General features: G+C 49.7%; 13 protein-coding genes and 1 riboswitch. Of the genes, 12 read left to right on the forward strand and 1 reads right to left on the reverse strand.

Annotated elements, in window-relative coordinates; genetic code table 11:
- Positions 1-10 precede the first annotated feature (10 nt).
- On the reverse strand, positions 11-745 hold the full coding sequence (gene phnF / locus N7U64_RS11245) for a phosphonate metabolism transcriptional regulator PhnF (protein ID WP_012369386.1): 735 nt from the start codon (positions 743-745) through the stop codon (positions 11-13).
- 128 nt (positions 746-873) lie between these two features.
- Between phnF and N7U64_RS11250 the strand changes: the two genes are divergently transcribed.
- From N7U64_RS11250 to lysA, 12 genes are all read left to right on the forward strand, one after another.
- Entirely contained in the window at positions 874-2,025 is a 1,152-nt protein-coding gene (locus N7U64_RS11250) for an alanyl-tRNA editing protein (RefSeq protein WP_318929821.1), read from the forward strand.
- Positions 2,022-2,450, forward strand: coding sequence for a GNAT family N-acetyltransferase (locus tag N7U64_RS11255; protein ID WP_290829602.1), 429 nt, complete (start codon positions 2,022-2,024; stop codon positions 2,448-2,450). The genes N7U64_RS11250 and N7U64_RS11255 overlap by 4 nt, the downstream gene beginning before the upstream one ends.
- Positions 2,451-2,571: 121 nt before the next feature.
- Entirely contained in the window at positions 2,572-3,777 is a 1,206-nt protein-coding gene (locus N7U64_RS11260) for an argininosuccinate synthase (protein ID WP_318929822.1), read from the forward strand.
- Positions 3,774-5,147, forward strand: a complete 1,374-nt coding sequence (gene argH / locus N7U64_RS11265) for an argininosuccinate lyase (RefSeq protein ID WP_318929823.1) — start codon at positions 3,774-3,776, stop codon at positions 5,145-5,147. Before N7U64_RS11260 ends, argH begins: the two co-directional genes overlap by 4 nt.
- A gap of 67 nt (positions 5,148-5,214) precedes the next feature.
- A riboswitch (Lysine riboswitch) is annotated at positions 5,215-5,393 on the forward strand.
- Between the two features lie 113 nt (positions 5,394-5,506).
- The gene (locus tag N7U64_RS11270) at positions 5,507-6,706 is read left to right on the forward strand and encodes an aspartate kinase (RefSeq protein ID WP_012369391.1); all 1,200 of its coding nucleotides are present in this window, start codon (positions 5,507-5,509) and stop codon (positions 6,704-6,706) included.
- Positions 6,707-6,718: 12 nt separating this feature from the next.
- A complete protein-coding gene (locus N7U64_RS11275; RefSeq protein ID WP_318929824.1) occupies positions 6,719-7,711 on the forward strand; it encodes an aspartate-semialdehyde dehydrogenase in 993 nt (330 codons plus the stop codon).
- Positions 7,712-7,731: 20 nt separating this feature from the next.
- Entirely contained in the window at positions 7,732-8,613 is an 882-nt protein-coding gene (gene dapA / locus N7U64_RS11280; protein ID WP_290829611.1) for a 4-hydroxy-tetrahydrodipicolinate synthase, read from the forward strand.
- Complete coding sequence (gene dapB, locus N7U64_RS11285; RefSeq protein WP_318929825.1) at positions 8,610-9,356, forward strand: 4-hydroxy-tetrahydrodipicolinate reductase; 747 nt, start codon at positions 8,610-8,612, stop codon at positions 9,354-9,356. The genes dapA and dapB overlap by 4 nt, the downstream gene beginning before the upstream one ends.
- Complete coding sequence (gene dapD / locus N7U64_RS11290) at positions 9,343-10,050, forward strand: 2,3,4,5-tetrahydropyridine-2,6-dicarboxylate N-acetyltransferase (RefSeq protein ID WP_290829615.1); 708 nt, start codon at positions 9,343-9,345, stop codon at positions 10,048-10,050. Before dapB ends, dapD begins: the two co-directional genes overlap by 14 nt.
- Positions 10,051-10,075: 25 nt before the next feature.
- Positions 10,076-11,008: a branched-chain amino acid transaminase gene (locus N7U64_RS11295; protein WP_012369396.1), complete on the forward strand. Its 933-nt coding sequence runs from the start codon at positions 10,076-10,078 to the stop codon at positions 11,006-11,008.
- Positions 11,005-12,063, forward strand: coding sequence for an alanine racemase (gene alr / locus N7U64_RS11300; protein ID WP_318929826.1), 1,059 nt, complete (start codon positions 11,005-11,007; stop codon positions 12,061-12,063). Before N7U64_RS11295 ends, alr begins: the two co-directional genes overlap by 4 nt.
- A gap of 12 nt (positions 12,064-12,075) precedes the next feature.
- Positions 12,076-13,389 carry a diaminopimelate decarboxylase gene (lysA, locus tag N7U64_RS11305; RefSeq protein WP_318929827.1) on the forward strand — a complete coding sequence of 438 codons (1,314 nt, stop codon included), beginning with the start codon at positions 12,076-12,078 and terminating at the stop codon, positions 13,387-13,389.
- Positions 13,390-13,439 lie beyond the last annotated feature (50 nt).

Raw genomic sequence — 13,439 nt, forward strand, 5'->3', positions numbered from 1 at the left:
CAAATCAGAATCAGCGTTGCCGTTCCATTTCGACCGTGAACGTATACCGGTCGCCGCGATACGCGGAAATGACATACTCAAACGGTTGATCGGTGGCAAGGAAAGTCAGTTGTTCGACGGACAAAACAGGTGAACTGACCGACAGACCGAGGTGTTGTGCTTCTTCTTTTGTCGCGAGACGTGATTCGAAAGTCTGACTGGCGCGACCCAGGTTGAGTCCACTGGCTTCAGCAAAGGCATAAAGGGACGTAATGGCGACATCCTGGTTCAAACCCGGCAACAGCTGTTCTGGGATATAAACAGTTTCGAGCGCAAGCGGTTGTTCGTTTGCGATGCGTAACCGTTTTAATTCATAAATTTTGGCACCTTCACGAATCCCGAGTTTATTCGCAATCGTCATTTCAGCAGCAATCGTTTGATAAGACAACAGTTCACTCGCCGGTTCCAAACCAAGATGTTCCATCTCTTCGGAAAAACTGGTTAATCCGGACAGTTGCATGACGATTTTTTTGTTGGCGACGAATGTGCCGCGTCCTTTTTGACGAATGAGATAACCAGCGTTAACAAGATTCGAGATGGCTTGACGGACAGTCATCCGGCTGATTTGATGGGCTTCGGCAAACTCGCGTTCCGAGGGGATCAAATCGCCGGGTTGTAACAGACCCTCCTCGATTTGTTGCTTCAAGGCAGCTTCGATTTGGTAGTAGATTGGAAGTGGTGAATTTTTATTGATATGCTGAATCACGGCATTTCGTCCCTTCGCGGTCGATAGTCTTTCATCTAGTGTACTAGGAAATGGAGATGTCGACAAACGATTGTAAGTGATTTGTGTCATAATAGAAGCAAATTCAGTGCTGAAAAGGTGGAATGAAGATGCGTTCAGAGCAAATTTATCCGGACGTCCGGACCTTCGAATCAATCGTGACAGGTACGAAGGAAGAACAAGGCTACTGGATAAGATTAGAACAAAGTTACTTTTATCCGGAGAGCGGGGGGCAGCCTGCCGATCGGGGAACACTCAACGGGGTTTCCGTCCTCGATGTCCAGCTTCAAGAAGGGGATGTCTGGCACCTGCTCGACAGTCCGCTTCTTGAAAACGAAGTGCAAGGTGAGGTCGATGATGTCATTCGAACGGATCATGCGGCGCAACATACAGCACAACACGTTATTTCTGCCGTTCTTCAAGACGAATTTCAAATCAAGACAGTCAGTTTCCGAACCGGCACAGAAGAATCGACGCTTGATCTCGATCTCGATGACTGGGATGAGACGCTTCAAAGTCGTTTGGAGGAACGTTTACGGACGGTGATTCAAGCGAACCTCTTGATTACGGCAACGGAATATACAGAAGAAGAAGCATTGCAGTTACCGTTACGAAAAACACCACAAGTCACAGGAAAAATCCGGGTCGTTCAAATCGGTGAACTGGATTACAGTGCCTGTGGAGGAACGCATCTCGCCTCGACGTCGGAACTGGAACTGATTTTATTCACGGGACTTGAAAAGGTTCGCGGGAATATTCGTTTAGCGTACGTTGCAAAAGACCGAGCGTTTCGATTACTGACGACCGAACGGCGTGTCCTGACAGAAACTGCACGTGCAGTATCAGCTAAAAAAAATCAGGTCCATCTTGTTGTGGAAGACCTGAAACAGGAGCAAGTCCGTCTGAACCGTCAAATCGGACAGGCAGAAGATCTGCATGTCAAAACGGTCTTAAAACAGTTGCTCGCAACAGATGAACCGGTTCTCACCGTACGGCATAATCAAGAGGATGTCCGTTTTTCGGAAAAACTGTTGAAAGCCCTGGCTGAAACAGGACGGACAGGATTCGTCTGGAACGAAAACGCCAAAAAATTATTCATGTGCAGCGCTGGATCCATTCATCTCGGAAAATTTGCCAAAACCCATTTAAAGCAGTTTAATGGACGGGGCGGCGGAAGTGAAAACAATGCCCAAGCAGTATTCCAAACGTATGAAGAGGCACAAGCTTATGCAGAAGCATTAAAGGAGGAATTACATACATGACAGTGATTCAAGTAAAAACAACCGAACAAAAACAAGCGGTCCGAATGATCCGGGAACGGGTTTTCGTCGAGGAACAAGGCGTTCCGAGCCATTTGGAATATGATACGCATGATGAAACAGCGATTCACTTGCTTGTCCTCGATGAGATGAATCGTCCGGTTGCGACGGGGCGGACCCGTCCGTACGATGAGCAACGGATGAAGGTCGAACGCGTCGCGACCCTTGCGGCGACAAGAGGAAAAGGATACGGCGGCGAGCTGATGCAGGCGATGGAGCGGATTGCCCGCCGGGAAGGCCGGACGATTTTAACGCTCGGTGCCCAAGTACAGGCCATTCCGTTTTATCAAGGGCTTGGTTATGCGATTGTTTCCGATGAATTTGACGATGCGGGCATTCCGCACCGGACGATGGAGAAAAAAATTTAATGCTGATTTTTTTGAGAAATCCTGAAAAAAGGGTTTCTTTTTTTGAAAGTCTATGTATATATATAATTCATAGTGAATTTTTATACAGACAGATACAGTCGAATTCAAGGAGGAAATAAGAATGACAAAACAAAAATTGATTTTAGCGTATTCGGGTGGACTGGATACTTCAGTCGCCATCAAATGGTTAAGCAAGGACTATGACGTCGTCGCATTGTGCATGGATGTCGGCGAAGGAAAAGATTTGTCGGTCATCAAAGAAAAAGCGTTACTCGTCGGTGCGATCGAATCGATTGTTCTTGATGTCAAAGATGAATTCGCAAATGACTTTGTTTTGCCGGCCCTCCAATATGGTGCGCATTATGAAGGTGCGTATCCATTGATTTCCGCTTTATCTCGCCCGTTGATTGCTGAAAAACTGGTTGAAGTGGCACATGCCCACGGTGCCACAGCAGTCGCCCACGGATGTACCGGAAAAGGAAACGACCAAGTCCGGTTCGAAGTTTCGGTTGCTGCTCTTGATCCGTCGCTCGAAGTCATCGCACCGGTTCGCGAATGGAAATGGTCACGTGAAGAAGAAATCGCTTATGCAAAAGAAAACAACGTTCCGATTCCGATTAATCTCGACAGCCCGTATTCAATCGACATGAACTTATGGGGACGCAGTAACGAATGTGGTGTCCTTGAAAATCCATGGACAGAGCCGCCGCAAGATGCATACGCTTTGACGGTCGCACCGGAAGACGCACCGGATCAAGCGGAAGAAGTCATCATCGGTTTTGAAGCAGGTGTTCCGGTTTCAATCAACGGGACAGCGTATCCGCTGGCGAAGCTGATTACAGAACTGAATATCATTGCCGGTGCACACGGTGTCGGACGGATTGACCATGTCGAAAACCGTTTGGTCGGCATCAAGTCACGTGAAGTGTATGAGTGCCCGGGTGCGACAGTCTTACTCAAAGCCCACGCAGCACTTGAAACGATCACATTGACGAAAGACGTTGCCCACTTTAAACCGATTCTCAGCAAACAATATGCAGAAACGATTTACAACGGATTGTTCCATGCCCCGCTGACAAAAGGCCTCAAAGCGTTCTTGACGGCAACGCAACAGGACGTGACCGGTGAAGTCCGTGTCAAACTGTATAAAGGGAACGCAACCGTCACAGGACGTCAGTCAGCAGTTTCGCTCTACGATGAGAAACTCGCGACGTATACAAAAGAAGATGCCTTTGATCACGAAGCAGCGAAAGGATTCATCAAATTACACGGTCTTGCGATTTCGACACATGCCAGTGTCCATCGTCAGGAAGGCGTGAAAAAATGACGAAACTATGGGGCGGACGTTTTACGGAAAGTGCTTCCGCTCAAGCGGAGGCCTTCGGAGCATCGATTTCGTTTGATCAGAAATTAGCAGCCGTTGATTTACAGGGGAGTCTTGCGCACGCGCAGATGTTATATGAACAGGGAATTCTTGAAAAGACCGAGTGGGAACAAATCGAAGCCGGTCTTAAACAGTTGCAAACGACACTCGAGCAACACGTCTATACGACAGTGGATGAAGACATCCACATGAATCTCGAGCGGTTACTGACGGAACAGATTGGTCCCGTTGCCGGGAAGCTACACACGGCGCGCAGTCGAAATGACCAGGTCGCGACTGATCTCCACCTTTGGATGGAACAGCATGTTCTTGAACTTCTGACCAGTATCCGCAACCTGCAATCCGTCATTACGGAACAGGCGGAGCAACATGTCGAGACGGTCATGCCAGGTTATACTCACCTGCAACGGGCGCAACCGATCTCACTCGCGCATCATCTGCTCGCTTACTTTTGGATGTTTGAACGGGATGCCGATCGATTGACCGATAACCTGAAACGGATTCGGATGTCGCCGCTCGGTGCCGGGGCACTGGCGGGAACGACTTTCCCGATTGATCGGTTCAAGTCAGCTGAACTACTCGGTTTTGAACACGTCTATCCGAACAGTTTGGACGCGGTCTCAGACCGGGACTTCGTGATTGAATACCTTGGCATCGCGTCGACGGTCATGATGCATCTGTCACGCTTTTGCGAAGAAATCATCATCTGGGCGTCGCAAGAATTTTCGTTCATTGAGCTGTCCGATGCGTTTTCGACGGGATCAAGCATGATGCCGCAGAAAAAAAATCCAGATTTCGCGGAACTGATCCGCGGCAAAACAGGTCGTGTCTACGGAAATCTGATGGGTTTCCTGACGACGATGAAAGCATTACCACTCGCATACAATAAAGATATGCAGGAAGATAAGGAAGGTGTCTTTGACACCGCTGATACCGTGTTACAATCCGTTCAAATTTTTACAGGCATGATCGAATCGGCTACGTTTAAGACAGAAGCGCTCAAGAAGGCGACGATGCAAGACTTCTCGAATGCAACGGAACTGGCGGATTATCTGGTCACAAAAGGGATTCCGTTCCGGGAAGCACATGAAATCGTCGGCAAAGCCGTCTTACATTGTGTCCAAAGCGGCTGTTTCTTAAAAGATTTGACGCTGTCCACGTATCAGACGTTCCATCCGGTCATTGCAGAAGATGTCTATCCGTTGTTAGATCCGGTTCAGGCGGTCGCACGACGGGGAAGTTACGGCGGGACCGGTTTTACGGCCGTCCGGGATCAACTCGCATTAGCGAAGAAGCAACTTGAAAAATTATAAAATTCAAAAAAAGTTTGGCAAATCACTGGATTTAACAAAAAATGTTTGCTATAACTGTAACTAACAACCGACAGATAGAGGCGCGGATGACATCAGTAGCAACACTTATTCAAGGCAAGCATGCCAAGTGATGTGAAAGGGGAAATCCGCCGAAGTGAACAAGAAGATGCTTTTTCTTGATTGCTGGTACAACGGTTAAGATCCGTTGTACTGCCGAAACCCACGTTTCGGAGCGCTATCTTACGTAAAAGAACGTATGACGCTGTCATCGTTTGTCCGATCGTGATAACGACGGGCCGTAGGAACGCTCCTACCGGCCCGTCGTTTTTTTCTGTTTCGGGACAAAAGGAGATAGGATTGTGACAACTGTACTTAAATTTGGTGGTAGTTCGGTTGCGACTGTCGAACAGATTCAGTCAATTGCGAATTATTTGAAGAATCGGACGGAACAAGGGGAAAAATTAGTCGTCGTCGTGTCGGCAATGGGGAAAATGACCGATTCATTGATTGCCCAGGCGCAGGCGATAACGGACCGTCCGGAACGACGCGAACTGGACCGGCTGCTTGCAATCGGTGAAGAACAGACGATTTCATTACTCAGCATCGCCCTGAACTCACTCGGGATAAAAGCCTTGTCGCAGACAGGGGCCCAGGCAGGCATCAGCACGATGGGACTGCACACGAAAAGTAAAATCAAACAGATTGACGGCGAATTGCTCCGGAAAAAACTGGAGACATACGACGTCATCATCGTCGCCGGTTTCCAGGGCGTCAATGAGCTCGGGGATGTCACGACACTCGGTCGTGGCGGATCGGATACGACAGCCGTCGCATTGGCCGCGGTTCTTGATAAACGATGTGAAATTTACACGGACGTCGACGGTGTTTACACAGCTGATCCACGGATTCATGCAACGGCACAACCGATTCCACACATTTCATACGATGAGATGATGGAAATGAGTGCACTCGGTTCAAAAGTCATGGAGATGCGCAGTGTCGAACTCGGTAAAAAATACGGCGTCCACATCTTCGTCGGAAAAACATTAGAATCGGAAAGAGGGACTTGGATTATGGAGGCAACGGAAACGATGGAACAAAAAGCGGTCACGAGCGTCAGTGTAACGAAAAACGTGTTGACGGTGTCAATCAAGCATGTACCGCAGACGAACTCGGCGGTCGCGGATATCTTTGAACTGTTATCAGGACGTCACGTCAACATCGATATGATCAGTCAGACGACGTTTGACAGTGACATCTTCCTTTCCTTCTCTTGTCCGCTGGATGAAGAAGAGTTTTTGGAAGAAGCACTGCAGGATATCATCAATCGTTTCCCGACGGTCAAAGTCGACCGTCATAACCAGCATGCCAAGTTATCCGTCGTCGGAATCGGGATGCGGGACGCAACCGGGGTCGCTTCGAAATTGTTTGCGACGTTCCGGGCGGAAAACATCACGTTTTATCAAGTTACGACATCAGAAATCAGCATCTCATATACGATTGCCCAGGCCGATATCGAACGGACTGTCGCAGCAATCGCAAAAGCATTCGATCTGTAAGGAGGAAATCATATGTATCATGTCGCAGTCATTGGCGCAACCGGCGCCGTTGGTCAAAAAATGTTACAAGTCCTGGCGGAACACGATTTTCCGGTCCGTCAGATTTCAGCTTATGCTTCAGCCCGTTCAGCCGGGAAAATCGTTCAGTTCAAAGGACAGGACGTCACGATTCAAGCGTTATCGGAAAACATCACGAAAGACGGGATTGATGTCGCACTGTTCGCAGCTGGCGGTACCATCAGTGAACAGTATGCCCCGTTGCTTGCTGCAGCAGGAACACTCGTCGTTGATAATTCCAGTGCGTTCCGGATGCAGGCAGATATTCCGCTTGTCGTACCGGAAGTAAATTCGCAGGCAATCGGACCGAACGATCGTTTGATCGCCAATCCGAACTGTTCAACGATTCAATCGGTCGTCGCCTTGGCACCGCTTCAACCATTTGGTTTGAAGCGCGTCAACTATACGACGTATCAGGCCGTATCCGGTTCCGGTCAAAAGGGAATCGAGGATTTAGCCCGCGGCAGTCGCGGCGAAGAACCGGTCAACTATCCACACCCGATTCATGATAATATTTTGCCGCATATCGATGTGTTCTTACCGGACGGTTATACAAAGGAAGAACAGAAGATGATTGACGAAACTCGGAAAATCTTTCGTTTGCCGGAGTTGCCCGTCAGCGCGACGTGTGTCCGTGTCCCGGTCACGAATTCACATTCCGTTGCCATCAATGTCACGTTTGAGCAGGAAACAAGTGTTGAAGCGATTCGTGCTGCTCTGGCCGAAGCACCTGGCGTCGTTTTAGTCGATGATGTCAGTCATAATCAATATCCGATGCCGCTTGATGCAAGCGGAACAGACGAGGTGTACGTCGGCCGGATTCGTCAGGATCAGAGCCTGCCGAATACGTTCCACATCTGGTGCGTCGCTGATAACATCCGTAAAGGGGCCGCTTCGAACGCCGTCCAAGTCGCGCGTCAAGCGCTTGAAAGTTCAATCCATTCGTAAGAAACGAGGAGGAATCCGATATGTTTAAAGGAGCAGGAACAGCACTCGCTACACCGTTTACCTCAACCGGTGAACTGGATTTAGCGGTATTCGAGCAACTGATCGAGCAACAACTAGCAGCAAACATTCAAGCATTGGTCGTCGGCGGGACGACCGGGGAAGGGTCGACGTTGACGAATGCAGAGTTTGAGACGTTACTTGAAACGGCAGTCCGTGTGACAGCCGGCCGTGTCCCGGTCATTGCCGGAACCGGAACAAACAACACGGCACAGACGATTGAGAAAACACAGACGGCAGCCCGGCTCGGTGCGGATGCAGCGATGCTGGTCACACCTTACTACAATAAGACGTCGCAAGCCGGACTCGTCGCTCATTTCACGGCGGTCGCAGATGCCGTCGATTTACCGATCATGCTGTACAATGTGCCGTCACGGACGGGAGTTGCGATTTCGGTCGAAACAGCCGTGACGCTTGCGAAACATCCGAATATCCAAGCCTTTAAAGAAGCAAGCGGAGATGTCAGCTTCATGGGTGAATTGATGACGGCGTTACCAGCTGATTTTGCCGTCTTCTGCGGCAACGACGATCAAATTCTTCCGTATATGGCATGGGGAGCACAAGGTGTGATTTCCGTCTTGTCGAATCCATATCCGGCGGAAACTCAAGCACTGGCAGAAGCGTTACTTGCGAATGACTACACGGCGGCGCGCCGGATTCAAAGTGATTTGATGCCTGTCATCTCGGCATTGTTCAGCGATGTCAACCCGATTCCGGTCAAAGCAGCACTCGAAGAAATCGGTCTGGCTGTCGGTGCACCGCGTCTGCCGCTTGTTCGCCAGTCGGAAGCCGGTCATAGCCATCTTCTTGAGACGATGCGGAGTTACAAAGGAGTGGTTGGATGAGACTCGCCATTCACGGATACGGGGCAACGGGACATTACGTGCACGAACTGGCACCGGATGCCGTCGTCGCCGTCATCGACAAAACGAAAACGGCGGAACAGGTACCGTCTTACGGTACGCTTGCCGAAATGACGGAGTCAGTGGATGCGATCATTGATTTTTCACATCCGAGTCTCTTACCGGACTTGCTTGCCTACGGTATCCGAACGAAGACCCCGCTCGTCATCGCGACGACCGGTTTCTCGGACGCAGAACTGCAGACGATCCGCGAGGCGTCAACACAGATTCCGATTTTCCAATCGTATAACATGTCGTTTGGGATCGCGATGATGCAACAGCTGTTAAAAACACTCGTTCCGCTCGCCGGTGCATTCGATATCGAACTGCTGGAAAAACACCATAATCAAAAAGTCGACGCACCAAGCGGAACGGCGGAGCTGCTGTTGCGGACGATTCAAGATTTGCGGGACGTCACACCCGTCTATGAACGGGAATCAACACGCGAGAAGCGGGAAGCGAATGAAATCGGCATGCACTCGATGCGGGGCGGAACGATCTTCGGGGAACATGAAGTATTGTTCGCCGGTGTTGACGAATTGATTGAAATCAAGCATACGGCGCTGTCAAAAAAAGTCTTTGCTTCAGGTGCGATCAAGGCAGCAGAAGCACTCATCCAAAAATCAGCGGGACTCTATACACTGGAGACGCTTTACACACAGGAGGATTCACATGTTATTAACTGATGCTTTTGAAATTGCGAAATTTATTAAAGACGCTAAAAAACAAACACCGGTCAAACTGTACGTTAACGGGGACCTGGCAGGACTGACGATTGAAGGGGCAACAGCTTTCGGAACCGATCAATCTAAAATTTTCTTCGCGGATGCAGGACTTGCGTCAACTTTCTTAGAAGAGAATGCAGACCGGATCACGGAAGTTCACGTCGAGTATGACCGCCGGAACAGTGCCGTACCGATGCTTGATACGCGCCATTTAAACGCACGGATCGAACCGGGTTCATGGATTCGTGATCATGTCGTCATCGGTGACAATGCTGTCGTCATGATGGGAGCAATCATTAATATCGGTGCATCAATCGGAGATGGTACAATGATTGATATGAACGCCGTTGTCGGAGCACGTGGCACAATCGGGAAAAACGTTCATGTCGGCGCCGGCGCCGTGGTCGCAGGGGTTCTTGAACCGCCTTCAAAAACACCGGTCATCATTGAAGATGGTGTCTTAATCGGAGCGAATGCCGTCATTCTTGAAGGTGTCCGCGTCGGAAAAGATGCCGTCGTCGCAGCAGGCAGTGTCGTCACAGAAGACGTTCCTGCCGGTAGCGTAGTTGCTGGTACTCCAGCACGCGTCATCAAACAGAAAGACGAAAAAACAGCAGAGAAGACGCAATTGGTGGATGATTTACGTTCACTCTGATTGACGTCGAAGAGGAGGAAAACACATGGCAGTGGATACACAGTATGGAGAAGCAATTTGGTTAGACGGAGTTTTTCATGATCCAAAAGAGGCAAATACGAGCGTCATGTCCCATGCGATTCATTACGGAAGCGGATTCTTCGAAGGTATCCGTGCGTATGCGACACCGGATGGTCCGGCGATTTTCCAATTGACGGAACACATTGAACGTCTGTTCCGCAGTTGCGCGTTCTATCACGTGACGATTCCTTATACAGTGGAAGAACTTGTCCAAGCGACAATTGATCTGGTCGCCAAAAACGGCTTTGAATCTTGTTACATCCGCCCGTTTGTTTTCCTCGGTACACCGTGGCAGGCATTGATGGCAAAAGATACGACGGTTCACGTCGGAATTTCTTGTTGGGAACTGGGCGAGTACTTTGATAAAGGCGCCGGTATCCGCGCGAAAGTCGCTTCTTACCGCCGCGTTTCGTCGACAATGATGCCGATGCAGGCAAAAGCTGCTGCCAACTACATGAACTCGCAACTCTTAAAAGGCGAAGCACAGCGTGACGGATTCGACGAGGCGATTGCCCTCGATATGAACGGAAACGTAAGTGAAGCGAGTGTCGCCAACCTGTTCATGTTGAAAAACGGCACGATTTATACACCTTCACTCGACTGCTCGGTATTAGACGGCATCACACGTCAAGTCATCATGCGTTTGGCGCAGGATCAAGGATATCCGGTCGTCGAGCGTCATATCGGCCGTGATGAGTTATACGTCGCAGACGAAATCTTCTTGACGGGTACAGCAGCAGAAATTACAAGTGTCGGAGAAATTGATCACATCGTCATCAACGGCGGAACACGGACTGTCGCGGATGAGTTGCTTGATCTTTACCGACAGACGGTCTCAGGTCAATTGCCGCAATATGCGGACTGGTTGACACATGTGACACCTGCTGTCGCCGAATGAGTTCAAGAACTGTCGTTACAATCGATCGGGAAGCGGTGCGGCATAATGTCGCATCGGTTTTCGCCCGGTCTAACAAGCAGATTTTTGCCGTGGTCAAAAACAATGCTTACAACTTAGGGATGATTGAAATGGTCGCCACATTGATGGAAGCCGGTGTCCGGCATTTCGCAGTGGCAGAAGTTTATGAAGCAATTGAAATCAAAACGAATTTTCCAGACAGTTATGTCCTGGCGATGAATCCGGCATCGGATTTTAAAGAGGTCCGCTTGCACGGAGTAGCGCTCGGAATTCCTTCGCTCGATTGGCTGACACGTCATCAGGCGGATTTATCGGGAATTGAACTGCATTTAAAAATAAATGTCGGGATGAACCGTTTTGGTGTCAGTTCGCTCGAAGAAGCATCAGCGGTGCTTGAAACCGTACGGGAGCAAGAGCTGACGTTAACAGGGCTCTACACGCATTTCCCGCTTGCCGATGAACCGGGAGCCGATCACGACGGTCAGGTTGAGCGGTTCCTTGAAATCGGAAATCCGTTACAGGCGAAACATAGCTTTACTTATATCCATGCCGAAAACAGTGCGACGATCGTCAAACATGATCCGCGCCTCGCCTGTTGCAATTATGTCCGGCCCGGTATATTCCTGTTTGGCTATTCGCCGATCGAAAAAATGGATTGGCTCGTCCCCTCACTCCGGATGACGACGGAGATTGCTGAAATCCGTGAAGTGGCAGCAGGGGAACACGTCGGTTACGGAACATCGTATACAGCACCGACAGCGATTCGTGTGGCGGTTTTGCCGGTCGGCTACGGGGACGGGGTTATCCGCGGACGGTCGTCACTGCCGGTCATCATCAACGGAAAACGTTATCCGATCATCAGTAAGTTATTTATGAGTCATACGTTCATCGCCGTCGATTCGACGGTGAAAATCGGTGATAAAGTTGTTCTGTACGGAGACGGCATCGAAATTGATGACATCACCCGGACCGGGACAGCCAATAATTCGGAACAGATGTGTGCCCGTTCGTGGCGTTTAACACATCGTTATTTATAAGGGGGAAGCAAGATGTACGGAAGCCGCTATTTGACGGAACAAAACAATGAACTACAGATTGACGGGGTGGCAGCAACAGAGCTTGCCAAACAATACGGGACACCGCTTTATGTCATGGCAGAACGTGAATTGACGGACCGTCTGGCGACCGTACGCGACGCCTTTTTAAAGAAATATCCGAATACGTATGCTTCGTTTGCTTCTAAAGCCTTGACAATCGGTGCCGTTTACCAGCAAGTTGTCCGACATGGTCTTGGCATTGACGTCGTCACAGGCGGCGAACTGTTCATCGCCCGTAAAGCCGGTGTACCGGCGGAACGGATTTATTTCCACGGTTCAAATAAATCGACGCAGGATTTACGGTATGCCGTCGAAGAGGGTGTCGGGAAAATCGTCATCGATCATTACGGGGAAATCGCTCAACTCAACCAGATTGCGGGCGATACCTGTCAAAGCGTTCAGGTTCTGATCCGGATTGTTCCGCAAGTCATCGGTGGTGCGCACACGAAAATCCAGACCGGTGGTGTCGATACGAAGTTTGGTTTTTCGACGCATGATGATTCGTACCTGCAAGCCGTCGAAGCTGTTTTAGCAGCGGAACATTTGGTGTTACTCGGTATTCATTGCCATGTCGGATCGCAAATTCAAGAAATTGAACTGTTTGAGCGGACGGCCCGGACGATGATGGGGTTCGTCGAAACGATTCGCGAGCGGACTTCTTTCGTCGCAAGCGAAGTCAATCTCGGCGGTGGATTTGGAATTGCCTATACGCAAGATGATCAGCCGCTTGATTTCGAACAAACGATGGAGCGGGTTATGGCGATCATCGATGAAGAAACAACGCGTCTTGCGATCGATCGTCCGCGAATCGGGATTGAACCGGGGCGGTGGGTCGTCGCAAATGCCGGAACGACGCTGTACACGGTTGGTGCTATCAAGGAAGTACAAGGTGTACGAACGTACCTATCGGTGGACGGCGGAATGGCGGATAATATCCGGCCTGCTCTATACGGAGCGGTGTACGAAACCGTCATTGCCAATCGAATCAAAGGAGAAACACGTCATGTGACAGTTGTCGGTGCAGCTTGCGAATCGGGCGATCTGGTTGCTGAGTCTGCTGATTTAGCAAAACCCGTCAGTGGAGATACATTAGCGGTCTTCGGGACAGGCGCTTATAACTATTCGATGGCAAGCAACTACAACCAATTTTTACGACCGGCTGTTGTTTTCGTTAATCAAGGTGAATCGCGTGAAGTTGTCCGTCGCCAGACGTACGCCGATTTAATTCAATGTGATCTGGGTCTTGAAAATATCCCGTCTTCTTAAGAACTGAAACCATTCAAAAGCGTCCTGGTCGTAAAGACCGCGACGCTTTT

This window comes from Exiguobacterium sp. K1 (assembly GCF_033721435.1).
GTDB lineage: Bacteria > Bacillota > Bacilli > Exiguobacteriales > Exiguobacteriaceae > Exiguobacterium_A > Exiguobacterium_A artemiae.